The following is a 25,080-nucleotide window of genomic DNA, read 5'->3' as shown; positions in this document are numbered from 1 at the left end:
AATGGACACCACCAGCGCGCATGACATTGCCCGCGTTCTGATCGAGGCGCTGCCCTATATCCAGCGCTTTGCCGGCACCACCGTCGTCATCAAGTACGGCGGCAACGCCATGGAGAATGAAGAGCTGAAGAACAGCTTCGCCCGTGACGTGGTGATGATGAAGCAGGTGGGCATCAATCCAGTCATCGTCCACGGCGGCGGCCCGCAGATCGGCAGCCTGCTGGAGCGTCTCGGCAAGGAATCCAAATTCATCCAGGGCATGCGCGTCACCGACCGTGAAACCATGGATGTGGTACAGATGGTTCTCGGCGGCCTGGTCAACAAGGACATCGTCAACCTGATCCAGCACAACGGCGGCCAGGCCATCGGCCTTACCGGCAAGGACGGGCGCCTGATCAAGGCACGCAAGATGCTGCTCCAGGCCCAGGACGAAGACAACCCGGCCCTGAAGACCTCCGAGATCATCGACATCGGCCACGTGGGCGAAGTACAGGGCATCGACACCCGGGTCATCGACCTGTTTGCCGACAGCGATTTCATCCCGGTCATCGCTCCCATTGGCGTGGACGACGACGGCGTCAGCTACAACATCAATGCGGACCTGGTGGCCGGCAAGGTGGCCGAAGTACTGCGTGCCGAAAAGCTGATCCTGCTGACCAACGTGGCCGGTCTGAAAGACAAGCAAGGCAAGGTCCTCACCGGCCTCACCGCGGACCGCGTCAATGAACTGATCAACGACGGCACCATCCACGGCGGCATGCTGCCCAAGATCGGCTGCGCCCTGGAAGCGGTACAGAATGGCGTGCACACCTCGCACATCATCGACGGCCGGGTCTCCCATGCGGTACTGCTGGAGATTCTCACCGACAAGGGTATCGGTACACTGATCAGCAAAGACTGAAAAAGCAGCTGGGAGCTACTGGCTTTCAGCTGTGAGTAAAAGCAGCTACAAGCTGCAAGCCTCAAGCTACAACGCGGATAAGGGCCTTACGTCTGATTGGCGCCCTGCCCGCGATTAATAGTTCAGCCGCGGGCAGGGCGGTGAAACAACAAAAACATCGGGCCCGCGCCTTGTAGCTTGAAGCTCGTAGCTTGCAGCTTTTTCTGCGGCAAAGGGGATTGCCGCGAAACAGGCAAAGAGCCGCTACAACACGCAACAACAAACCGCAGTAACAAGCCCGGGATCGTTGGGCGCGGGCACAGCATGTGATATACCTCACAGCCACACTCGCGTTGCAGCTTGAAGCTTGTCGCTTGCAGCTTAAAACGGGAACGACATTTCATGACTGAAAAAAAACCGTCGCGCAAAGAGCAGATTCTGCAGTCGCTCGCCCACATGCTTGAGGCTGGCCCAGGCGGGCGCATCACCACCGCCGGCCTGGCTCGGGAAGTAGGGGTGTCCGAGGCGGCGCTGTACCGGCATTTTCCCAGCAAGGCGAAAATGTTCGAAGGGCTGATCAGCTTTATCGAAGATGCCATCTTCTCTCGCATCAACCGCATCACGGAAGAAGGCAATGCCACCGCCCAGGTGGAACAGATCCTCACCCTGATGCTGGCCTTCACCGAGCGCAACCCGGGCATCACCCGGCTGCTCACCGGCGACGCCCTCACCGGTGAAAACGAACGCCTGCACCAGCGTATCCAGCAGTTCTATGACCGGGTCGAAAACCAGGTGAAGCAGGTACTGCGCGACGCCGAACTCAAGGAAGGCTTGCGCACCATTGCCACCCCCACCATCACCGCCAATATGCTGCTGGCAGTGGTAGAAGGTCGCATCGCCCAGTTCGTGCGCTCCGGCTTCAAACAAAAGCCCAGCCAGGACTGGCCCGCCCAATGGCAACTGCTGGTCCCCACCCTGTTCAGGTGAAGAGACGCTACACGCAGCACGCTTCACGCAACAACGCGACGGCAGGTTTATCGCCAGGCTGCACCCCAGAAGCCGCGTCCCAACCTCAGGGCGCGGCTTTTTTGTGGCCGCTCTGCGCCTGCGTCACGCAACATGCTTCATGCAACACGCGGAATGAAAAACCTGCTGCAAAACTCCTGAAACGCCCGAATCATTCAGGACTGGCCGAAGCCGATTTGGGATCTTGATGTGGGAACGTAGCGTAGCGAAGTAACGCAAGGAGTGCGGCCCGAAGGGTGAGCGAAGCGAATAACCTGCCTGCAAACAAAGCTTCCCCTAATCCCGACAAAACCCCTTCGCGTGCAAGCACGCTCCCACAGAGGCGGATGAGGCTCCTGTGGGAGTCTGCCTGCAGACGATTGTGCGACTGGAAATGCCTCATTGCCTGCAGGCATACCCTGACGAGCACAAGCGCGCACACACATTTTCAACAAGGAGATCGCAGCCGCGGAGCGGCCACAAAAAAGCCGCACCCAACCCCTGGGCGCGGCCTCCTGTCTTCTCCAGCACACCCCACCTTCACCGCGAGCGTGGTGCGTGCAGCGTTACTTCCCTTGCTCGATCTCCGTCAGGCGCTTGATGATCGGAGAATACTCCTTGTTGGCATCATCAATTTCCTGATCAAAGTCAGCCAGCTTCTTCTCGGAAGTGGCGATCTGGCGCTTGAGACGATCGATGGCTTCCTGCACCCCCGCGGGCACCTTCTTGCCGGCACGCTCACTGCGCGCAGCCACCGCAATCTCGTCATCCAGTTTCATCTGCAGCTGGGCCAGATTGTTTTCTTCGTAACTGATGCTCAACTCCAGCGCATCAATCTTGCGATCGCGGGCCCGCACGGCATCTTCCGGCCCGGCATAAAGCCGCAACAGCTCTTTGTCCTCTCGGGCCTGGCGCGCATCTTCCATGCGCTGCTTGCGCGCCTCTTCATTATTCAGCTCAACCCCTTCCACCTCTTCCAGCACCCGCCCCTGGGCATCCAGCAACTGGTAGCCATTCTGGATGGCCTCGATTCTCAGGGTACGATTGAGATGCACCACCCCATCCGGGGTCACGTGACGGAAATAGGCGCCTTGCGGCATCACTTCACTGGCCAGTTTTCCTGACCGGGCCCACAGCGGGGCTGACACGGCCAGTGCCAGCACCAGGACAAGCTTCTTCATTATTATTCCACTCCGTAGCGCTCCCGATAGGCACGCATCTGCGCGACCTGGGTGTCGCTATCCGGTTGCTGTTCCAGCCAGTCGATAATATCGCCCATGCAGACAATACTGCCCACCGGCACCCCCAGTGTCTTTTCGACCTCCTGAATCGCGGAAAGCTCCCCGTTACCCTTTTCCTGGCGATCCAGTGCCACCATGACCCCCGCCATGGTCGCCTCGGTCTTCTCGAACAGAGCCGCCACCTCGCGGATGGCCGTCCCTGCGGTAATCACATCATCAATCACCAGTGCCCGCCCCTGCAAGGGGGCGCCCACCAGCCAGCCGCCTTCGCCGTGGTCCTTGGCTTCCTTGCGGTTGAAGGCCCAGGGCAGATCCATACCGTGGTGTTCCGCCAGCGCCACTGACACCGCCGCTACCAGCGGAATACCCTTGTAGGCCGGGCCGAACAACATGTCGAACTGGATGCCCGATGCCACGATGGCATCGGCGTAATAGCGCCCCAGCCGGGCCAGCGCCTCACCGGTGTTGAAGGTGCCCGCGTTGAAGAAGTACGGGCTGGTGCGGCCGGACTTGAGGGTGAACTCACCAAACTTCAGCGCCTCACGCTCCTGGGCGAAACGCAGAAAATGCTTCTTGTAGTTCTTCATGCTCATGACTTACCAACCCAGCGCGTCTTGTTGTGCCTTGATGATCTCGTTGATGCCCTTCTCGGCCAGGCCAAGCAGGGTATCGGACTGCTCGCGGGTAAAGGGCGCACCCTCCGCGGAGCCCTGGATCTCGATAAAGCCGCCTTGCTGGGTCATTACCACGTTCATGTCGGTGCCCGCATTGGAATCCTCGGCGTAGTCCAGATCCAGCACCGGGGTGTCTTTATACACGCCCACAGATACCGCACCCACCAGGCCATTGAGCGGGTCATCCTTGATCTTCTTGGTTTCCAGCAGATGGGTAAACGCATCTACCAGTGCCACACAGGCTCCCGAAATTGACGCGGTACGGGTACCACCATCTGCCTGAAGCACATCACAATCCAGATAAATGGTACGTTCGCCCAATTTGCTCAGATCTACCGCCGCACGCAGGGAACGGCCGATAAGACGCTGGATCTCCAGAGTCCGCCCGCCCTGCTTGCCACGGGAGGCTTCCCGCCCGGAACGGGTATGGGTAGAACGCGGCAGCATGCCGTATTCGGCGGTCAGCCAGCCCTGCCCCTTGCCCTTGAGAAAGCGCGGCACGCCGTCTTCCACAGAGGCAGTACACAGCACCTTGGTATTCCCGAACGCCACCAGCACGCTGCCCTCGGCATGAACGGTGTAATCACGGGTAAAGCTCAGTTCACGCAGCTCATCATTGGCTCGACCGGAAGGACGCATGGGATCTCCTGAATCAGTGAAAAACGAAAGGTGGGCCATTGTAGCAAACACAGGCCACAATGCCTGCCTTGCACCCACCCCCGTTACGACTAGACTAGAGACCGCCACGGTGAGTGCGCCGTAGGAGCCTGCCTGCAGGCGAAAACAGTTACGAGTCACGAGAAGCGAGTTTCGAAAGGCAACACCCGGTGCTCAGAAAGCCTGGTTTTCGCAACTCGAAACTCGTCACTCGCTTCTGAAACTGCCTTTCGCCTGCAGGCAGGCTCCTACGGCGAAAACCCGGGCGCCCCATTCCAAGCATAACAACGAGGTTCATCCATGATCTGCAGCATGACCGCCTTTGCCCGCGCCGACCGTCACCTGGAAGGCTTCAGCCTGGCCTGGGAGATCAAATCCGTGAACCATCGCTACCTGGAAGTGAGCCCGCGCCTGCCGGACACCCTGCGCGCGCTGGAAAACGGCGCCCGGGAAAAGTGCCGCCAGACCCTGGCCCGCGGCAAGGTGGAAATCACCCTGCGCTACCAGCTGATCGAAAGCGATGTGGAGCTGGAGCTCAACGAAGCCCTGGTGAAGAAACTCTCGGATGTGTCCCGCCGGGTCGGCGATCTGGTGCAGCATTCCGGCCAGGTGAACCCCATGGAAATCCTCCGCTACCCCGGCGTACTCAGCAGCCAGGAGCTGGACGTGGAGCTACTGCAGAAAGAAGCCCTCAGCCTGCTCGATGAGGCCCTCAAGGCCCTCATCGACACCCGTGCCCGCGAAGGCGAGCAGCTCGGCAAGCTGATCATCGATCGCCTGGACGGCATCATGGCCCAGGTGGAGATCGTCAAGGCCGCCATCCCGCGCATCAAGGAAGCCCAGCGCGAGCGCCTGCGCAAGCGCATTCAGGATGTGGTGGAATCACCGGATCCGGATCGTCTGGAGCAGGAACTGGTCATGCAGGCCCAGAAGATGGACGTGGACGAAGAACTGGATCGGCTGGTCACCCACGTCAGTGAAGTGCGCCGCATCATCAAGAAAGGTGGCCACATCGGCCGTCGCCTGGACTTCCTCATGCAGGAACTCAACCGCGAAGCCAACACCCTGGCCAGCAAATCCGTGGACAGCGAAACCACCGCCGCCGCCGTGGAACTCAAGGTGCTCATCGAACAGATGAGAGAGCAGATCCAGAATATCGAATAAGCCGCCAAGGGCTCCACGTCATTGTAGGAGCCCATGCTTGCATGGCGATCATCAAACCTCACGGCTAAAGCCATCGCTTGCAGCCCAAATCCAAAGGGGCCACAGGTTTTCCCCCTGTGGGAGCTTGCCTGCAAGCGATGACTCGCACGGCACCGCTATCTCCCTTCGCCCTGACACGCCGCCAGCTTCCGCTCAGCCTCACTCATCTGCCGACATTCCCGGGCCACATTGAAAGCCCGGTTGAAGGTGGCCACCTCCAGCAGGGCGGCATCGATCTCCATGCCCTGATGCTCGGCAAACCAGGCCAACACATCCACCAGATGCCACAAGCCGGCCTTGCCGCCATGGAGCGGCAACGGAAAGGTGTCACCATGATGGCCGATCAGCTCAATCAGGGATTGCCGGCTACACTTGAGCAGTGCCGCCAGCTCCGCCATGCATACCCAGTCCGGCCCCACTTCCACCAGCCGCCCTTCGGGCAACGCGACGGCCACATCTTTCAGCGCACTGATCACGGCAGATTTCACCGAGTCGGCCGGACGGGTAAAGGCCAGGGTCAGGCGGCCTTTCTGCCCCAGCCCCAGCAAGGCGTCCGCGCAACCACCTTCATACAGGCGCTGCTCCAGCGCCTCCGCCGTCAGGCCGCTGAGCAACAGATAACGCAGAGTGAATTCATACTCCGGCATGGGGCTTTACCTGCTGAGCGGTCACCGTGTTGCCCCGATCCACTACGCGGCGAATCTGCCTGGCATGCTGATGCGCACTCTTGGGCGAGCTCCAGATACTCATCACCTCAAAGGCATCGTCACGGTCGACACTTTTCTCTGAGGGACCACACAGCCGCCCCAACGCATGGCCGGGGGTCGGCTCCACCCGCCAGCCCCTGGCTTCCGCATACAACAACGCCACTTCCACTTCCCAATTTCCGTGCCGGTCTCTGGGCATCACGCACCTCCATTGCATCAACAGGATCAACCCTGAAGGCACAGCCTAATCCGGCCCGACAGCCGGGAGCTGTCAGCCAACGTCAGCAAATGCTGTAGGAACAAGGACGTGTTTTCCGTGGGAGTCTGCCTGCAGACGAAAGTGTGGTGGGCGCCTACCCGTTTGGCCTAAACGGGGTCGCGCCGCTGGTGTTTCTGACTTTTGAAAGCCGTTTCTCGTGACTCTAAACGCTGATGTTCGCCCGGCCGAGCTGGGCTCCTGCCAACTTCACAACATCACTTCGCGTCATCCTCCCCGTCATTCTCGCTCGCAGACTTGTCCTGCAAGCGCCGCGCAAACTGCCGCAGCCGTTCCTGCACCGCATGATTCACCGAACCGGCCGGAAAATTCCCTTCGTCATCCGCCTCACCCGCCGGCATGCCAAACAGCAACGCGATGGCTTCATCCACATGCTCGATGGCGTGGACCTCAAAGCGCCCGTCGCTCACCGCTTCCACCACCTGGCTGTCCAGCATCAGGTGTGCCACATTGCTTTTCGGCATCAGCACCCCCTGCAGCTCCGCCAGACCACGGGCACTGCACAGCTCGAAGAATCCTTCGATCTTTTCGTTAATGCCGCCCACCGCCTGCACCTGACCCTGCTGATTCATGGAACCGGTCACCGCGAAATTCTGACGCAGAGGCAAGCCACTGATGGCGGACAACAGCACACAGGTTTCCGCCACCGAGGCACTGTCCCCTTCCACACCACCGTAGGATTGCTCGAAGGCAATACTTGCCGACAGCGCCAGCCTGTCCTCGGCGGCATAACGCGACGCGATAAAGGACGACAGGATAAGCACCGCTTTTGAGTGCACCGCCCCACCCAGTTTCACCTCCCGTTCGATATCGATCACATGGCCGGCGCCCAGCCGGGCAGTAGCCGAAATCCGTGTCGGACGGCCAAAGGAAAAATCGCCCAGGCTGATCACCGTCAATCCATTCACCTGCCCCACTGCGGTACCGTCCGTGGCGATATGGATAATGTCGCGCAGGGTCTGCTCCTGCATGCGCTCACGCAGTCGGCTGGCCCGCTCGCGGGACTGGTCGATGGCATGCATCACATGGGCAAGATGCACCGTATCGGCGTGTTCTTCCCCGGCCCAGAAGTCCGCCTCCATGATCAGGTTTTCCAGCGAGTGAAGATGCAGGCTCAACTGCTCACTGTCTTCGGAGGCGCGGCTGGCAAATTCAATCAACCGAGCCACCGCCTGAGACGTTATGGGCCGGGCACCGTAGCGCCGCCCCAACGTTGCTATCAAGTGCGCATAGAGTTTTTCGCTTTCCGCGCTGCGCGGCATGTCATCGGAAAAATCCGCCTGCACCTTGAACAGCTGGGAGAACTCCGGGTCGTAGGCCGCCAGCAGGTAATACAGAATCCGGTCGCCCACCAGAATCACCTTGATGTCCAGCGGCGCCGGTTCCGGCTCCAGGGTGATGGTGCTCACCATGCTGTACATCTGCTCCAGGGATTCCACCGTGATCCGGCGTGAGAACAGACTGCGCTTGAGGGCATCCCAGGCAAACGGCTGCATCAGGATCTTGTGCGCATCCAGCACCAGATAACCGCCATTAGCCCGGTGCAGGGCCCCGGCCCGGATCAGGGTAAAGTTGGTCACCAGCGCCCCGTCCTGCACATGGTGCATCACCCGCCCGAGCAGGCGTTGCACGTTGGGCCAGTCCTCGGTAATCACCGGCGCACCCTCCAGCGTGCTGTTGTCTACCAGCAGGTTGGCCTGGTAACGCGCCAGTATCTGCTCCGCCAGCGAATCTTCCCGGTCCGACCCGATAAAGGCCTCCACATTGCTGGTCAGATCCTGACGAATCGCCTCCAGATGCGCGGCAGCGCCCTCATGCTCTCGGTAAGCCTCCCTGAGTTCGCACAGCACCTGCTCCACCACCTGCAGGGCGGTTTTCTCATTCAGGGCACGGAGCTTGTCACGCAGTTCCTTGCGCCACACCGGGAACCGCTCGATCATCTCGTTGAGGAATTGCTCAAGCCGCTCGATCTCCGCGGAAATCCGCTCGCGCTCCTTGTCCGGCAGGGCATCAAAGGTCTCCTGATCCAGCACCTCGCCATCATGGCGCGGCGCCAGCGTGAACCCGGTATCGGTACGGTTAAGCACCACATCCTTCTCTTCCGCCTGGCGCTGCAAATCCTCAATAGCCAGATCCTGACGCTGCTGGTGCGCCTGCTCCAGCTCCTCCACTCGTGACTTGTACTCATCACTCTCGAAGGCCGCCGGAATGGCATCCGCCAACTCCGCCTGCAGCTGCTCCATATCCCGGCTAAAACTGACGCCATCCCCGGCGGTAAAGTGCAGCAGACGCGGCTGCTCAGGATGATCGAAATTGAACACATAACAGAGGTCCGGCGGCACCGCCGATTCCCTCGCCTTGTGTTCCAGATACTCCAGCACCACCCGGTCCCGGGCCGCCCCCTCCGGCGCCATCACAAAGGCATTGAAGCCCCGCGCCTGCACCCCGGTGGCCACCCGCAGAGCCTGCATGGCCCGGTCCTGGCCAATCGGGTCCAGCACATCGGGCAAATCACGGGTATCGGTAAAGCCCAGCGCCTGTTCAGACACCGGCCGGTAAAGCTGTTCAGGGGTCAATGCAGAGGAAGAAGAGGAAGTCGAACCGGGCATGCGTCCCTCGCTGTTGGTCACGGATCAGACAGACCTCCAGCAAACCACGCTTTCCCCCGCCACGCCACCATCTCACCTCCCACTCAAGCACTATCTCGCAATGCCCCTCTGTAGGAGATTCAGCTTGCCGAACGAATTCCGCCTCTCTGCCTCCACAACCCCTTGGAGCCCCCCGCCCAACCTGATTAAATGGCCTATTACCCTGACGCCTCCCAACACCAGAAAGCGAGCCATGTTTTTCAGCGACGAGCGCGCCCAATTCTTCAAGCCCCTCACCGGCAAGTACCGCGAACAGGTGGTCGAATGCCTGCGCCTGCTGCACGAGCGACTGTACAGCGCCAAGGCGGATTACGGCGAATCGCTCAAGCGCGATCAGGTGCTGGATGTGTTCAGCGAAGCCCTGGAACGGGCCCCGCTGCTGGACGGTGACGAAGACGGCGGCCGCTTTCGCAACAACCGCGAGCAGGCGGGCTGGATCCTCAACCTGCTGGTGGAACACGGCTGGCTGAAACGGGACAAGGACGAAGCCTCCTTCCAGTCCACCTACCCGTTCAGCCGCACCGGCCGCCTGTTCACCCAGACCCTGGCGGAAGTGGACGGGCGCAGCGTGCGCACCCGCCACCGCAACACCCGTAACACCCTCAATGCCCTGGCCGCCTTCGTGGATCGCGGCGAGGTCTACGACCTGCTCGACGCCCACGAACATTCCGAGCGCATCATCGCCGACTTCACCGACATCATCGCCGAGCTGGAAGAACGCAAACGTGAACTGGTGAAAGAGGTGGAATCACAACAACTGGTCCAGCAAGCCAGCGACCAGTTCTTCGACTTCATGGAAAAACGTTTCCAGCCCGACGTGGCCATCCGCATGTCCGCGGACAGCGTGGAAAAGCACCGCGACCGCATTCAGAACACCATCGAACAGATCAAGCGCAAACCGAAAGCCTGGAAGGCCAATGCCGAAAACGAACTGCGCCGCCTGGCCCCGGACCTGATCGTCAGCCAGGACGCCTCGGTACTGTTCCAGCTGCTGGACAGCATCGAGATGCGCATGCGCAACGCCTCGGAAATCATGCTGCCGGCCCTGCGCCGCACCCTGCAGGGCTTCACCCGCCGCGCCGACATCATCATCCGCCAGCTAAGCTACCTGCACAGCCAGAAGCACAACGACATCGTCGGCCTGTGCAAGGAACTGTCCGAGCTGGATGAAGCCACTTACAACCAACGACTGCAGCAAGCCGGCGATGCCCTTGCCAGCCTGCACCTGGGCTTTATCGACCCGGCCCAGGTACGCCTGCGCGAACAGCGCAGCCAGCGGGTGGTACACAGCCGCATGGTGGAACTGGACGACCCGGACGCCGACACCCTGCGCGAGCTGGCTACCCAGCAGCTGCTGGAAAAGGCCTTCAACATCAATGGCGGCGCCCTGCGCGATTACCTGCGCGATGCCCTCGGCGCCAGCCGCCGCATCGACAACCGCGACCTGCCCATCAACAACGCCCGCGACCTGCTGGCCCTGAGCCACGTGATCGAACTGGGCAGCGCCGACCACGCCGCCAACGGCTTCCGCCTGCGCATTACCCCCACCGACCCCATCACCGACGAACACTACTTCGTGCGACGTGATGGTTTCCTGCTGGAACTGGAGCACGATGAGCCAAGCACCGCTACAACACGCCCTGAGTGAAGCCCTCAACGCCCGCGGCGTCACTCAGGCGCAATTCTCGGAACTGATGATCCGCCTGCTGGATCACGGCGTGCTGTGCCGCAGCGAAAGCAAAAAGGAAGCGGAACTCTACGACCGCTACCTGCAGATTCCCGAACTGGTGGAAGACTACCTGAGCATGCTGCACATCCGCCTGCACCACGAGCGCCGCTTCACCTCCCTGCGCCTGTTCCCGCCCGGCGCCGAAATCCCCGGCGAAGCGGACAGCGACGACGGCTTCAACAGCGGCCTGCGCAACCGCCTCAGCCAGCAGGAAGTCGCCCTGATCCTGGTGCTGCGCGCCGAATACGACAAATCCCTGCGCGACGGCCAGATCGACGAACACGGCCAGGCCACCCTGCCCCTGGAAGCCATCAACCTGGCCAGCAAGAACCTGCTCGGCCGCCCGCTCCCGGAAGGCCGCACCGAACGCGACGCCCTGTTCCGCCGCATGCGCCAACTGCGCCTGATACGCAGCGACGGCGACAACAGCCTGGAAGACAACGAAACCTGGCTCACCATCCGCCCGGACATCACCAGCCTGGTCACCGACACCGTCCTCTCCCAGCTTCTCGGCGAAGGCGCACGCCCAGCCAGCAACGACGACGCCGAAGACGACACGGAGGAGCAAGAATGACCGCCACTCCTCTCCCCCGTAGGAGCCTGCCCGCAGGCGATCTTTACCCCAACACCTCCCGTAGGAGCGTCGCTCGCGGCGCGATCTCCAACGCCAAAAATCGCGCCGCCAGCGACGCTCCTACAAGAAAAACGACCACCTGTGCGAGTTCTCCGAACCTTGGAGGAGCCACCTGTGGGAGCTTGCCTGCAAGCGATTCCTCCCCCCATCGCCAACTGGCCAGCTCCCACACAAAACCAAACACCCCAACAACGCACCCCACACTCATTCTGACTGTGGGAGCTTGCTTGCAAGCGAATAACGCCCGACTCGCGTGCAAGCACGCTCCCACAAAAAATCGCCAACAGGTCCACCCATGTATTTAAAACGCTCCATCACCGTCAACTGGGGCAACCTGCCCCCCGGCGAACTGGAATACGGCCCGGTGAACCTGTTCTCCGGCGGCAACGGCTCCGGCAAGACCACCGCCGCCGACGCCCTGCAAACCCTGATGACCGCCGCCCACGACAACCTGTTCAACTACAACCCGGGGCAGGACGAAACCACCCAGCGCGGCCGTGGCGGCAAACAAGTGCGCACCCTGGCCTCCTACGTGCTCGGCTGTGACGACGGCGCCTACGCCCGCCCGTACGACAGCGACGGCTACATCGCCGGGGTCTTCCACCCCACCAAGGGCGAAACCGCCGAACCCTTCACCGCCGTCATCGGCGTGCGCGCCCATCTGGACAAAGCCGGCAACACCAGCCAGGCGCGGCAGCAGGAACTGCTGCTGATGATCGTCCCCGGCGAAATGCTCAACCTGTCCCACTTCGTACGCGAATACGGCGGCGAAAAAGCCACCGTGCCGATCACCGAGATCGCCAACCAGCTGCGCCAGCAGTTCGGCAAAAAGAACGTGGAAACCTACGACAAGAAGGGCCAGTACCTGGCGCGCCTGTACGGCGCCCTGCGCGGCAAACGCGATGCGGTCTCCCAACAGGAAGCCAAAAACGCCGCCCGCACCTTCGCCCGCTTCATGGCCTACAAACCGGTGGAATCCATCAATCAGTTTGTCGCCAGCGAAGTGCTCGAACCCCACGACATGGGCGACACCCTGCGCCGCATCCGCGACCTCATGCGCACCGTCCACGGCATGGCCGAAGAAGCCGAACAACTGCAGCAGAACGTAAACCTGCTCGCCCAGGCGCAAAGCCACACCGACACCTACCTGGACACCTGGCTGGAACGCACCACCCAGGCCTACGGCGCCGCCGCACAACAATTCCAGCGCAACCAGAAACAGTATCTGGAAAAGAAAGAAGAACAGAACAGCCTGCGCCAGCAACAGGAAGGCAACCGCGAAGAAGCCGAGCAGGTACAGCAACGCCTCGACCAGGCTCACGCGGAACTGGTGGAACTGCAGGCACGCATCCTCGGCATCCCCGCCCTGCGCGACAAACAGCAACTGGAAAAACAGCAGGCCGACCTGACCCAGCAACTCCAGCAAGGTGCCCGCCCGCTGCTGGAACAGGATCAACAGCGCAACAAAAACCTGGAAGCCCTGCGCAACATCCAGGGCCTGCTGGCCCGCCACAGCATCGAACTGGAACTGCCCAGCTTCGCCAGCAAACACTGGCGCAGCACCAGCAAGGCGCTGCTCGCCGAACAGAACAACGCCCTGCCGGACCTGAACCAGATGCTGGCCCGGGACTGGATCGATTTGTCCCCGCTGGAAGACGGCCTCACCCGGGTGCGCAGCGAACAGCAGCTGCACAATCAACTGGCCGAGCAACTGCACAGCGAACGGGAAGACAAACCCGGCCAGGAAGCACTTTCCGTCGCGCAACGACTGGACCGCATCGTCAGCAAGCGCGGCCAGGCCCTGGAAACCCTGGACCAGCAACAAAAGAAAATCGAACAACAGATCCGCAACCTGGAATCCAAACGGGTGAACTACCCGCAGGATGTGGAGATCGCCATTCAGGCCATCAAACAGGAATGCCCGCAGGCAGAACCGCGGGTGCTGTGCGATCACGTGGAGGTGCAGGACCCGGACTGGCAGATGGCCATCGAAGGCTACATCGGCGGCGCCCGCTTCGGCATTCTGGTGGAACCCAACCATGAAGCCGAAGCCATCCGCATCGTCCGCCGCCTCAGCGGCAAACAACGCAACCGCGCCCGCGTGATTCAGGGCGAACAGGCCCGCCGCGATGCAGAACGGGTGCAGTTGCCAGACGACTCCCTGTTCCACGCCCTGCGCTTCAGCCACCGCACCGCCGAGCACTACCTGAAAGCCTCCTACGGCAGCGTGGTGTGCGTGGAAGACGCCGAAGCCTTACGCCGCACCCGGCGCGGCATCACCGCCGATGGCCTGGGCTCAGGCGGTTACGCCATGTTCCGCTGCGACCTGCCGGACAGCGATCTGGTATTCGGCGAAGCCGCCCGCGAACGCAACCTGCACGCCCAGCGCAACGCACTCATGGAACTGCAGGAAAACTACCAGCGCGCCGCCGACGATTATCAGGCCGTGCGCCAACTGCACACCCAGGTAAAAACCTTCCAGCCCCTGCACTGGGTCAACGCGGCGACGCAATTGCTCGATGCCCAGCGCCAGCTACAGGAAACCGAAAAGGCCCTGGAAACTCTGGACCTGAGCGATCACGAAGAGCTGGAAGAAAAGCAGCAACAGGCCAAGACCCTGCATCAGGAACTGGAAGCCAAACAGAAGCAGCTCACCGAAGACAACGGCAAGCTCAGCGAAAAACTCAGCGCCTGCAGCAAGACCATCACCACCCTGGCCGACCAGAGCGAACAGTTTCAGGAGAAGCAGGACGAAGCCGAAGCCAACCTGCACGGCTGCACAAAATACTGGCCGGGTCTCGATGTGGAACCGCGCATCGCCGCCATGGATGAACGCCTGCAAAACGCCCACGGCGACATCGACTTTATTGCCGAGGAAGAGGCACTCACCGGGCAGCTCAACAGAACCTTCATTGCACTGGAAAAAACACTGGACCAGTACAATCAACAAGCCCAGCCAGCCGATCAGGTTCTGACAGACACGCCTGAAACCTTTAACAGCGCTCCGTTCTTCGGCCACATCCAAAGCCTGCACCAGCAACTGGACAACCTGCACAACCGCCTGCGCAACAACGTGCTGCTGGAAAAGCAGGAAAAACTCACCAGCCTGCGCGACACCTTCAACACCACCTTCGTCAGCGACCTGTGCAGCCAGATCCACCAGGCCATCAACGATGGCGAGCGTATTCTCAAAAGTTTGAACAGCGAACTGGAACACCACCAGTTCGGCGCCGACCGCGAGCGCTTTGAATTCGACTGGCAGTGGATCCCGGAATACAAGGAATACTGGAACTTCTTCAAGGAAGTCATCGACATTCCCAACCTGGGCGACGGCACCAGCCTGTTCGACACGCCCCTGTCCGCCAAGGCCGAAGCGGTACGCGATCGCCTGCTCAACCTGCTGCTGGACGGCGACGAACAGCAGGCCCTGCGCGAACTGGAACGGATCAGCGACTACCGCCGCTACCGCCAGTACGACATCCTCAAACACCCGCAGGGCAAACAGCCCATCAGCCTCAGTCAGTACGGCACCGGCTCCGGCGGGCAACTGGAAACCCCGGCCTACATCATCCGCGCCGCCGCCATCACCAGCGCCTTCCGCTTCAACGAAGGCGACAGCCACCTGCGCATGGTCATTGTCGACGAAGCCTTCATGCACATGGACGAAAGCCGCTCCAAGAGCGTCATCAACTACCTCACCAACACCCTGGGCCTGCAACTGATCTTCATCATGCCCACCAGCAAAGCCGGCCCCTTCCTGGACCTGATCAGCAACCAGTTCGTGTTCAGCAAAGTGCCCAGCCCCATCGCCGTGGGCGAGCTCAACACCCGGGTACTGGTAGACAGACAACAGCTCAACCAGGAACGCATCAGCGAACTGTGGGAGCAGCATCGAAGAGTGATTCGCCAGCAGGGCGCGCTGGACTTTATGGAAGACGTGCAATGACCACGCCCATCTGGCTCAAGGACGAGCCCTGGCTGGCCAAGTGGCTGGGCTGGTTTCTGGACAAGCTTGAAAAAAGTGAAGACGGCGAACGCGCGCGGGCCATCACCCGTCGCATCAAGAAAAGCACCCTGCCGGCCCTCTACGACTTCAACGAAGACACTCAGGGCCGCTGGCAACTCCTGCAACAAATCGCCCGCGACCACGACATCTTCGAGATCCGCCTGGACAACAAACGCAGCGCTTTTCAGGAGCCCTACGAAAACGCCCAGTGCCGACTGAACCCGGACAGCGAACCACTATTAAGAGACTGGCTGAACCGCCCCAAACAAGACCCGGTAGAACAGGCATGGCAACAAGCCATCAACCAACACGCCGCCACCTTCATCGACAACGGCGAAACCCTGCTGAATCAAAAGCCACAAATCCCCGGCCTCATCCCGGCAGACATCGTCAACGCCTTCGCCAACGTCGAACAGCACCTTGATAAAAACCTGACACTACGAGAAATCGCCGCCCGCTGTTTCAAGGGCGACTCAAAGGCCCTCGACAATCGCCATGAACTACTACTGAAACTCTACGGCGACAAGGCCAACGGCATTCAACCCCGGCCACTGCTGCTCACCGCCTGGGCCCCACCCGGCTTCAGCAAACTGCTCATCGTCGAAAACCAGGACAGCTTCCTGCGCCTGGTAGAAAACCCGCCCGAAGACTATGCCCTGCTCTACAGCGGCGGATTCCGCGCCAGCGCCACCCGCCTGAGCAGCGAACACACCCGCTTCGCCTTCCTCCCCGGCAGCGACCCGGAGCGGTTCAAGGCGCTTTTTGGAAATAAGGGGCTGGATGAACAAATGGAATGCCACTTCTGGGGCGACCTGGACTACGCCGGCATGGGCATCCTCAAAGCCCTGAGAAACAGCCTGCCCACCCTGCAAGCCTGGCAACCGGGCTACCAACCCATGCTGGAAATCCTCAACACCGGCGGCGGCCACACCCCGGAACAAACCAGCAAACAAAACCAAACCGACCCCGGCACCACCGGCTGCCCCTACACCGACACCACCCTACTCCCCGCCCTCAGACAACACGGCAAATCCCTCGACCAGGAAACCATCCACATCCCGTAAAAGCCGTCCCTCTGCGGGAGCCTGACTGCACGCGAAGGCCGTATCGAACTGATTTAAAAGAATTAACTGACCAAGCCAAGCCTCTAACTTTATTGCGTGACTAGCAACAGATACCCTAATCTTTTAACCTATGAGCACTGTTTAATACTGATCTTTTGATCAGCGCATTTGCCATCTGCTTGGCTCCAGCTGTTCTGTCAGGGGTCAAATTAGGCCACTCATCATTTAAATATTGCTGTTAACATATAAATTAACATAGGATTGCGCGTGCCGAAGGACCAAATCCAACCCAAACCTTCCTATCATGGGAAGAGATATAAGGTTGTTCATTGCGAAGGTGCCTTGGATTCCTTCTACGATGCCCTCAAAAAAGTGAAGGCAAATAAAGCCAAATCGCTGACAACACAGATGGCCTTGCAGATAAAACGTTTAGCTGATGGCGGAGAGATGTCCAATGAAAACTTCCCCTCGGAGGGACAGCTCCCTTCTTGTCCAGGCCAGCAGCGCAGAAAAAAGTTTAGAGCCTTAAAGAGAATTCCCATCAGGGGCTACTGCTGGCTCTCAGATCGCGTTCCCGGCACATGGTTCATCAGCCACTATGTGTACAAGGATTACAACGATCTCGATGAGAGAGATACCGACAAGGTTGGCCGAAATTGGCGAAGAATTGAGGAGAATGGCGATGACCGCTAAACAAGCACGCGATATGTTCTATTCCCCAGATAAAGAATTCAGCCGCGCAGAAGATAGAGCTTTAGCAAGAGAAGAGTTGATATATAACGTCACTGAAGACCTGATTGTGTTGCTTGAAAAACTTCAAGTTAGCAAGGTTACGCTTGCCCGCCATCTTGGCAAGTCCCGCTCTTATATTACTCAACTTTTGAGCGGCTCCCGCAACATGACACTGGGCTCCCTTGCTGACATCTGCTTTGCGTTGGGCGTGACCCCTGAAATCAAGTTCACTCGCGACCACTCCAATCAATGCGAACTTACAAAAAATGCTAGCTGGCAAGACATCCCGGTACGCCAGCCGCGACTTGGCGTCGTGAAAGCTACGCCTATTTTCCAAAATGGCGACAAAACCTGGCACAAAAGCAATGGGGTTGCAGCTTAATGGCATCAGAAGCACTGAAAGCGGCGCAGCAATGTCTGGCTATACAATCTGTAAACCTTGATCACGGATATTGTAAAACTCGAAATGACTTTGACCCTTCCAGCATTGATGCAGAAACCTCTTTATCACAGTCTTTTAAGGCCCTGGAGCTGGCAGAGGAGCTGCAACTTGCTAATGACGATGACATTCAAGGCTACAGGTTTATCTATACACTCGGGTTCAGGCTTGTAGGATCGGAGGAAGATACTGACATAGAAAACTACGAGCCACAGTTAGAAATCATTGGTAGCTTTTGCGCTCGCTATAATTGTCAGCGAAAACTGACAGAAGATGAGGTCAGAGCGTTTTCGGAGAACAATGTTGCCTATCATGTATGGCCATATTGGCGAGAGTATTTGCAAAACATGTCTGCCAGAATGGGAATGAAAGAAGTCATTGAAGTTCCCATGTATATGATAGAGAAAAGCAGTAATTAAAAGCCTCTAACAACGCAGTCTCGAAAATTTCCAGTTTTTCTTGCACGTTGAATTTCTGCTTTACGGGTTGTCAGGCCAAATATACCGACTAATTTGCACAACAGGTTATTAAGCCGAATAAATCGGGGACGGCAGCTTCGGATAGACCCTCAGCACATGCTGATACACTGCCTCGGTGAGTTGCTGGATATCGTCCTCTTCGTACCCATCCACAGGCAGCCCGGTATTTTCGTCATACAAAAAATCGTAAATGCGCTGTTTCACTGCATCACGGGTACCCTCTCGCGCGCGCCAGTTATCCACCGCAAGCTGCTCTGCCTTGAGAGTCTCGAGTAGCTCTACGGCGACTTTCTTGATCTGGGCAATCTGGCTCTTGATCAGACCCGGCTTCTTGAGCATGTCGAAGAGCGCCAGCGTTTCCTTGGTAAGGTTCTCCCTCATGGCCCGTTCATCTTCCTGATCCAACGACTGGACGAAGCGCATGAGCTCTTCAAACGTTTGCTCGATGGTCTGGCGGTCCTTCTCGCTGTTGTACTCGGAGACAATTTCCTCAAACCGCTTCTGGTAATCCGTTCTTAGCGGGTTCTCGCTAAGCATGGTTCTGAGCTTGTCTTCGATGGCGTCGCGCAGATTCACCACCGTGGTGCGTTTGTTACTTACCTTTTCAAACTCACGACGCAACAGATCGAAGTCAATTTTGCTAATGTCATAGATCTTCGATTCTTCAGGTGCCGGTTCACGGACCTCCACAGCCTGGTCAACCAGCTGGTGCAGCTCCATAATGATATGGCTTATATCGGCATTTTCCCGATCATTCTGTAACGACTTATAGATAATATTAATTGCGTCCCGGTCCAACCGGTAGTCGTTGATCTCTGGCCGGATGTTGATGCAGGCCTTGAACTTCTTGAACACCTCGCGGGCCATGACCTCAAACTGCTTGCGGGTCTGGTCGTTCTGGTTGATGGCTTCTTTGGCATCATTAATAGCCTTGTTTCGTGCGAAGCCGTGCGCCTCGATGATATCCGCAAAACCAATACTGGATTCGTCCAGATGGGACTTCACCAGGGCAATGGCCTCTGCCAACTCAGCCAACAGCTCTTCACTGGGCCGGGTCGGGTCCTGCTCCCCATTTCCACCGCGCGCATCGTCACCGGCGCCACCGAAATCCGCCAGCGCCTTGCGCAGGTTTTTCAGGATGCCGCAGTAATCGACGATCAAGCCATTGTTCTTGCCCTCGGCCACCCGGTTGGCGCGTGCAATGGCCTGCATCAGAGTGTGGGCCTTGAGTGGCTTGTCCAGGTAAAGGGTAGACAGCGTGGGCACATCGAAGCCGGTGAGCCACATGGCACAGACGATGGCCACGCGGAAGGGGTGCTCCTCGCGCTTGAACGCCGCTTCGACATTGAGACGCTTGCCATCCTCAAGGGTGAAGCCCTCCTTGAACAGGCGCCGATGGGGGGTGATGTCCAGCCCCCACTTCTGGAATTTGGCCACCTCGCCCTGCTCTTCACTGACGATCACCGCCATCAGCGTCTCCTTCATCCAGGCCAGCTGGCGACGACGGAACACGGTCTCCTGCTCGTCATAGGCCACCGCGTCAATCTGCTTTTCCAGGTGCTCGATATGGGCCAGCCATTGCGCCTGGATAAGGTTGTACATCCGCACGCAGGTGAGCTTGTCGATACACACCAGCATGGCTTTGCCGCTCTCCCAGCCCTCTGCATAATGCTGGACGAAATCCTGGGCGATCTGTTCCAGCCGGCTGGAGGAGGTCACGATATGGTAGTCCCGCTTCAGCTCCCGTTCCAGGCGCTGCTGAACGTCCACGTCATCAATCTCGAACTCCTCGAGCTTCTCGGCGATGCGGTCATTGAGGGATTTGGGGTCTGACACCGGGTATTCCGTGCCATCCTCCGTGGTAAAGATGAGCTTTTCCCCGCGCGCATCGTAGTACAAGGGCACCGTAGCCTTATCCTCGACAGCTCGCTGGAAGTCATAGGTGGAGACGTATTCCCCGAACACCTTGCGGGTGATCTCATCGTCCTTGAGCAACGGCGTGCCCGTGAAGCCAATGTAGCTGGCGTTCGGCAGGGCGTTGCGCATATTGAGGGACAGCGTCCCGTACTGTGTCCTGTGGGCCTCATCGGTGATCACGATGATGTCGTCCCGCGGGGAGCCGGTCATGTTCGGGTCGTTGAATTTCTGGATCAGCGAGAACACAAAGGCCTTGTGCTGCCCCAGCAGCTCCTCCAGATGGCGGCCACTGGCAGCCCGACACGGGTCCTTGTCATTATCTACCAGGCCAACCCCCGCAAAGGTCTTGTAGATCTGTGTGTCCAGATCATCCCGGTCGGTGAGGACGAGAAAGGTATAATTGCCACCCAGCTTGCGATGGACTTTTTTTGCAAAGAAAACAATGGAGTAGGACTTACCTGAGCCCTGGGTATGCCAGAAGACCCCGAGCTTTCCCGCTAGGCTCTCCTTGTTCCTGACGGCCTCCACAGCGCGGTTTACACCCAGAAACTGGTGATTACGCGCCACAATCTTGATCAGCTTGCCGCTGGAATCATCGAAGATGGTGTAGTTCTCGAATATATCGAGCAGGTTCGGCTTGCTGCACACACCCTTAAGCAAGGTTTCCATATCAACCACACCGGGCTCTTCCTCATGCAAACGCTTCCACTCATTGAAGTGCTCATATTTGGAAGATAGCGAACCAATTTTTGCCTCAACGCCATTACCCAGAATCACCATGACATTGTGGTAGAACAGGTGCGGCACCGTATCTTTATAGTCGTTGAAGTTTTGCTCGTAGGCAGCCTTTACATCCTTATGCAGGTTTTTTACCTCCATAAAGATCAACGGAATACCATTAACAAAACCAACTAGGTCTGCCCTGCGGCGATAGATATCACCCTTGACCCAAAGCTCACGAACAATCAGGAAGTGGTTGTTGTCAGGGTTGTCGTAATCAAAAACACGTAGACGCTTGCTTTGACGCTCGCCCTTGTCATTCTTGAACGTAACCAACACGCCTTCCTTATAGAGCTTATCCTTTTCGTGGTTGATGCCAAGCATCGACTGGGAAAGGTTTACCTCAAGAATCTGGCGGATCGCATCCTGATAGGCCTCATCAGGCAGGCCGGGGTTTAATTTGATTAAAGCCTCACCCAGATAACGGGTAAGGACTATATCTGTTTCGCTTTCGCGGCCTAGCATCCCTTCGGTGCCAAGCGTTTCCTCCATAGCAAAGACGGACTCATTCCAGCCTAGCTCATTCAGCAGGTAATCCGCTGTTGTTTTCTGGACCAGAACATCTTCCGTCATTGTATTCATACAGCGAGACCTCCTGACATCAGGCGAGGAAGCAATATATCTCTAGCTTTTTCCAGCTTGATATTTTGTTGCTGGAGCGCCAGCAATTGGCAAAACACAGGGCTAAGATTGTCGAAAAATAAAGACATAATAATCCCCGACGGCATTATCATTTTGAATGACTTAACGATATCTTGACTTATATTATTCTGAGCAGCTCCCTTGCTCCGCCCTATGAGGCCTGCCTTATTTTCCCTCAAAAACAGGTAGGCGTAGATATAGTTCGCTATCTTTTCCTTTGGCATAAGCGCACAACATGCCTGATTTGATGCAGACTCCACAGCAAGTATTCCCGTTTGGCCAATTGTGGCACCGTACATGGCCACCAAAACCGTATGTACGGGAAACAGCTTTGCAGACGAATTTTTGATCGCCTCTTCCGTGATCTTCTCCTCGGAATTTACAATAAAACCATCCTTCAGCTCGCCAGTCTTTATCCAGCTTATGTCGCCAGTATAGAAATCCAGATTTTTCCGACTTGGCGTCCCACCTGATGCGGTATTATAGAAATCAGAAACAATTCCTTCAGACCACCCCTCCGGGACGCCATCCTTTATTTTGACGTGCTCGTGGCCGGGGAAGCGCAAATGCACAAACCATTCCTTGTAAAGCAGCCGAGCGGATTCTTCCAATAACTGAATGCGGCGGCGGTTGTTTTCGATGAGGTCATCGTAAGCGCTTAAAAGCCTACCAATTTCTGGCCACTTCTCTCTGTAAGGAGCTTTAAGTTTCACAGATGAAAAGCTGGTTTTATTAATGATGGGTGTTGCCGCCCCACCACTCAACCCTATCCCTCTAAACACTTCCATATAGTGATTAAGAAAATAATAGATAAATTTCGATTCATTTTCATCACCAGGAACTATTGTGTTTATTTGTTGATTAGTAAGACACAATTCAGAAGAAATTGCGCACTTCCCAATTGTGTTTCCTATGCAAGTAAACATCACAGACTCAGCAGGAACAAACTGATTTTTGTGTTTACTTTTGGCCTCTTCAGTGACAGTGACCTCAGTTTTTCTGCAGTAATAGTGCTTAAAACTCAAATCCGAAGGAGTCACAAACTGGAATTCGCCATCAAAATATTTGGCCTCTTTCTTGCTCGGTGTTTTTCCTGTTACCACCTCACCGAGGTCGCCAACTCGAACCTCAATAGTACCCATCATACCCCCAGCTCCTTGAAGTTCTGGGCGATCTTGTCAGCAAGCTGTGCAGCCTCCTCATTCAATCCCTGAAGCTCAACATGAATATCACGAAGAGTATCCTCGAAGTCAAAATCCTCATCTTCTTCCTCTGGTGCCACACCTACGTAGCGACCCGGAGTCAGGCTCCAGTCATTGGCTTCTATCTCTTTGATGTTTACCAACTTTACTAGGCCTTCCACATCAACCAACTCGGCTTTTGGAAAACGCACCATCAGCCAATGGGCCTGCTTGTAGAAATAACGCGCCTGCTTAAGCTCTTCGACCACTTCTTCACGGGCGGATTCGGCCTGCTTGCGCAAGCTATCCTTGCCAGAGCTGATTAGCCTGGCATCCCAGGCTTCGGAGGCTTTGGCTTCGAGTTCCTTCTCGGCCGTTTCGATCAGGCGAGTCGCGAGCTTATAAACCAGATCGACCTGTTTGATAGTGTCGCGACAGGTTTCGGCGATCTGCTCAATCATTCCGCCTTTATCGACCAGCTTCAATAGTGGGGCAGGTTTATCGTAATTGCCCTTGCTCCAATCCTTCTCTGTCTTCTCGACCTGACTATCAAAAGCTTCGGTATCGGTGCTTAGCAGCTTTAAAGCACTACTGAATTCATCCAGCTGGGCTTTATACTCTTCGGCTTGCCCACCATAAAATGGCGCAACCGCTTTCTCGATTGAGCCCATGATTTCGAGGAAATCATTTATGGGTGTGTACTCGACTTCCTTGCCACCTTCATCCTCCACAATTGAAAACGCATACCAGGCATGATCAATCGCATTGGTAATATGACTTTGCACCAGCTCGATGAACCTTCCCTGCTCACCACGGTATAGCCATACGATGCTTGTCAGGTTGGCCAACTGCTCGGGGCTGAAGTCATAGATTTTACGCGTGACCTTTCGATACACGTTACGTGCATCGAGCATTAGCACCTTATCTTTATGTTGTTTGGGTTTATTCTTGTTCAAAAACCAAAGCTGGCAGGGAACGGAGCGGGTATAGAAGAAGTTGCCGCGTATATCGATCATGGCATCGACATCACCGGTTTCGACCAAGGCTTTCCTGACTTTGGCTTCGCCCCCCCCGGCACTGGATGCCTGCGAGGACATCACAAAGCCGGCGCGGCCAGTGTTGTTCAGGTAGCTGTAGAAGTAGGAGATCCACAGATAATTGCCGTTGGAGACCTTACCGCCCTTATTGACGCTCGGCAGCCCAAAGGGCAGACGCCGGTCATTTTCGACCTTTTCGGCATCCACCTCATCCACGTTAAAGGGGGGATTGGCCATAACGAAATCACAATTGCCCCATAAGCCTTCATGGGGATCGTTGTAGTAGGTAATGGCCTCATTACCCCCGGCGATATTGCCCTCAAGGCCATGGGTGCGCAGGTTCATCTTGGCCAGGCGCGTGGTGGTCTTATTCTTCTCATGACCGTAGAAGGTCAGCTCTGTACCCGGGTTCTTTTCCAGCTCTTCTACGAAGTGAGCGCTCTGCACGAACATGCCGCCCGAGCCACAGGCCGGGTCGAGGATCTTGCCCTTCCTGGGCTCAATGACATTGACAATCAACTGTACCAACGAGATGGGCGTAAAGAACTCACCGCCATCGTGCGCTCCCTGGTCGGCAAACTGGGTAAGGAAATATTCATAGATACGGCCAAAGATGTCGCCATCGGTCTGCTTCAACTCGTCCGGGTTCAGGGTCCGTAACAGCTGGCCCAGTACCTGGTTGGGAATGTCGCGAAATTCCTGCTTGGGCAGCTGGCCCTGCAGGCCGGTGTAGTCCTTCTCGATGGACTCCATAGCCTCGATGATAGCCTCGGCGCGATCATCCGCGTCGCTCAGGGCGACCAGGTGGTCGAACTGGGCATGCTCTTGCAGGAAGATGGAGCCCTTCTGGGAAAAGTCTTCCTTGGTAAGCGCGCGGGTTTTGCCGCCACGGCTGGGCAGGGTCTTCTCGATCTCGGCCCTGACCTTCAGAAAGCGGCTGTAGGCATGGCGCAGGAAAATCAAACCCATGACGGGCATGAAGTATTCGTTGCTGGCCAGCTCGGAATTGGAACGCAGGGTATCTGCGGCCTTCCACAGGCGCTTCTCGATGGCTTCGATGTGTTGGAGTTGGTGCATTACTGCTTCCTAATTTCGTGGCAGACACACGCGGCGCCTGTCTTTTATAGCCAACGGCAGATAGCCTCTGG

At 57.5% G+C, this 25,080-nt stretch carries 19 protein-coding genes; 10 read left to right on the top strand and 9 right to left on the bottom strand.

Annotation, left to right across the window (positions count from 1 at the left end; genetic code table 11):
* The first annotated feature begins 1 nt into the window (after position 1).
* Positions 2 to 901: an acetylglutamate kinase gene (gene argB, locus MWU49_RS13010; protein WP_246973109.1), complete on the top strand. Its 900-nt coding sequence runs from the start codon at positions 2 to 4 to the stop codon at positions 899 to 901.
* A 381-nt stretch (positions 902 to 1,282) separates the two neighbouring features.
* Positions 1,283 to 1,867: a nucleoid occlusion factor SlmA gene (slmA, locus tag MWU49_RS13005; protein ID WP_246973108.1), complete on the top strand. Its 585-nt coding sequence runs from the start codon at positions 1,283 to 1,285 to the stop codon at positions 1,865 to 1,867.
* 584 nt (positions 1,868 to 2,451) lie between these two features.
* On the opposite strand, the gene MWU49_RS13000 is transcribed toward slmA, so the two are convergent.
* The 3 genes from MWU49_RS13000 to rph are packed head-to-tail and all read right to left on the bottom strand — an operon-like array spanning position 2,452 to position 4,439.
* The gene (locus MWU49_RS13000; protein WP_246973107.1) at positions 2,452 to 3,066 is read right to left on the bottom strand and encodes a hypothetical protein; all 615 of its coding nucleotides are present in this window, start codon (positions 3,064 to 3,066) and stop codon (positions 2,452 to 2,454) included.
* A gap of 2 nt (positions 3,067 to 3,068) precedes the next feature.
* Entirely contained in the window at positions 3,069 to 3,713 is a 645-nt protein-coding gene (pyrE, locus tag MWU49_RS12995; protein ID WP_246973398.1) for an orotate phosphoribosyltransferase, read from the bottom strand.
* A 9-nt stretch (positions 3,714 to 3,722) separates the two neighbouring features.
* The gene (rph, locus tag MWU49_RS12990; RefSeq protein WP_246973106.1) at positions 3,723 to 4,439 is read right to left on the bottom strand and encodes a ribonuclease PH; all 717 of its coding nucleotides are present in this window, start codon (positions 4,437 to 4,439) and stop codon (positions 3,723 to 3,725) included.
* A 318-nt stretch (positions 4,440 to 4,757) separates the two neighbouring features.
* Between rph and MWU49_RS12985 the strand changes: the two genes are divergently transcribed.
* On the top strand, positions 4,758 to 5,621 hold the full coding sequence (locus MWU49_RS12985) for a YicC/YloC family endoribonuclease (RefSeq protein WP_246973104.1): 864 nt from the start codon (positions 4,758 to 4,760) through the stop codon (positions 5,619 to 5,621).
* A gap of 155 nt (positions 5,622 to 5,776) precedes the next feature.
* On the opposite strand, the gene MWU49_RS12980 is transcribed toward MWU49_RS12985, so the two are convergent.
* The 3 genes from MWU49_RS12980 to MWU49_RS12970 all read right to left on the bottom strand — a co-directional run bounded on the left by MWU49_RS12980 (position 5,777) and on the right by MWU49_RS12970 (position 9,253).
* Positions 5,777 to 6,307 carry a DNA-binding protein gene (locus tag MWU49_RS12980; protein WP_246973103.1) on the bottom strand — a complete coding sequence of 177 codons (531 nt, stop codon included), beginning with the start codon at positions 6,305 to 6,307 and terminating at the stop codon, positions 5,777 to 5,779.
* Entirely contained in the window at positions 6,294 to 6,566 is a 273-nt protein-coding gene (locus tag MWU49_RS12975) for a hypothetical protein (protein ID WP_246973102.1), read from the bottom strand. The genes MWU49_RS12980 and MWU49_RS12975 overlap by 14 nt, the downstream gene beginning before the upstream one ends.
* A 275-nt stretch (positions 6,567 to 6,841) precedes the next feature.
* Positions 6,842 to 9,253, bottom strand: coding sequence for an ATP-binding protein (locus MWU49_RS12970; protein WP_246973101.1), 2,412 nt, complete (start codon positions 9,251 to 9,253; stop codon positions 6,842 to 6,844).
* Between the two features lie 232 nt (positions 9,254 to 9,485).
* On the opposite strand from MWU49_RS12970, the gene MWU49_RS12965 reads away from it, so the two are divergent.
* The 7 genes from MWU49_RS12965 (at position 9,486) to MWU49_RS12935 (ending at position 18,315) form a co-directional block, all read left to right on the top strand.
* Positions 9,486 to 10,940 (top strand): Wadjet anti-phage system protein JetA family protein, encoded by a 1,455-nt coding sequence (locus tag MWU49_RS12965; protein WP_246973099.1) that lies wholly within the window; start codon positions 9,486 to 9,488, stop codon positions 10,938 to 10,940.
* Positions 10,906 to 11,595, top strand: a complete 690-nt coding sequence (locus tag MWU49_RS12960; RefSeq protein WP_246973097.1) for a DUF4194 domain-containing protein — start codon at positions 10,906 to 10,908, stop codon at positions 11,593 to 11,595. Before MWU49_RS12965 ends, MWU49_RS12960 begins: the two co-directional genes overlap by 35 nt.
* A gap of 355 nt (positions 11,596 to 11,950) precedes the next feature.
* Entirely contained in the window at positions 11,951 to 15,601 is a 3,651-nt protein-coding gene (locus MWU49_RS12955) for an SbcC/MukB-like Walker B domain-containing protein (RefSeq protein WP_246973095.1), read from the top strand.
* Positions 15,598 to 16,725 carry a Wadjet anti-phage system protein JetD domain-containing protein gene (locus tag MWU49_RS12950; RefSeq protein ID WP_246973091.1) on the top strand — a complete coding sequence of 376 codons (1,128 nt, stop codon included), beginning with the start codon at positions 15,598 to 15,600 and terminating at the stop codon, positions 16,723 to 16,725. Before MWU49_RS12955 ends, MWU49_RS12950 begins: the two co-directional genes overlap by 4 nt.
* A 267-nt stretch (positions 16,726 to 16,992) precedes the next feature.
* Complete coding sequence (locus MWU49_RS12945; protein ID WP_246973088.1) at positions 16,993 to 17,418, top strand: hypothetical protein; 426 nt, start codon at positions 16,993 to 16,995, stop codon at positions 17,416 to 17,418.
* Positions 17,408 to 17,839, top strand: coding sequence for a helix-turn-helix transcriptional regulator (locus tag MWU49_RS12940; protein WP_246973087.1), 432 nt, complete (start codon positions 17,408 to 17,410; stop codon positions 17,837 to 17,839). The genes MWU49_RS12945 and MWU49_RS12940 overlap by 11 nt, the downstream gene beginning before the upstream one ends.
* Positions 17,839 to 18,315: a hypothetical protein gene (locus MWU49_RS12935; protein ID WP_246973086.1), complete on the top strand. Its 477-nt coding sequence runs from the start codon at positions 17,839 to 17,841 to the stop codon at positions 18,313 to 18,315. The genes MWU49_RS12940 and MWU49_RS12935 overlap by 1 nt, the downstream gene beginning before the upstream one ends.
* Positions 18,316 to 18,423: 108 nt before the next feature.
* Here the strand turns inward: MWU49_RS12935 and MWU49_RS12930 are convergent, their stop codons facing one another.
* The 3 genes from MWU49_RS12930 to MWU49_RS12920 are packed head-to-tail and all read right to left on the bottom strand — an operon-like array spanning position 18,424 to position 25,009.
* Positions 18,424 to 21,654 carry a type I restriction endonuclease subunit R gene (locus MWU49_RS12930; RefSeq protein WP_246973084.1) on the bottom strand — a complete coding sequence of 1,077 codons (3,231 nt, stop codon included), beginning with the start codon at positions 21,652 to 21,654 and terminating at the stop codon, positions 18,424 to 18,426.
* Positions 21,651 to 22,859, bottom strand: coding sequence for a restriction endonuclease subunit S (locus tag MWU49_RS12925; RefSeq protein ID WP_246973082.1), 1,209 nt, complete (start codon positions 22,857 to 22,859; stop codon positions 21,651 to 21,653). Before MWU49_RS12925 ends, MWU49_RS12930 begins: the two co-directional genes overlap by 4 nt.
* The gene (locus tag MWU49_RS12920) at positions 22,856 to 25,009 is read right to left on the bottom strand and encodes an N-6 DNA methylase (protein WP_246973079.1); all 2,154 of its coding nucleotides are present in this window, start codon (positions 25,007 to 25,009) and stop codon (positions 22,856 to 22,858) included. The genes MWU49_RS12925 and MWU49_RS12920 overlap by 4 nt, the downstream gene beginning before the upstream one ends.
* Between the last annotated feature and the right edge of the window lie 71 nt (positions 25,010 to 25,080).

The sequence above is a fragment of the Alcanivorax sp. S6407 genome (assembly GCF_023016115.1).
Taxonomy (GTDB): domain Bacteria; phylum Pseudomonadota; class Gammaproteobacteria; order Pseudomonadales; family Alcanivoracaceae; genus Alcanivorax.
This window is presented reverse-complemented; position numbering and strand designations above follow the sequence as displayed.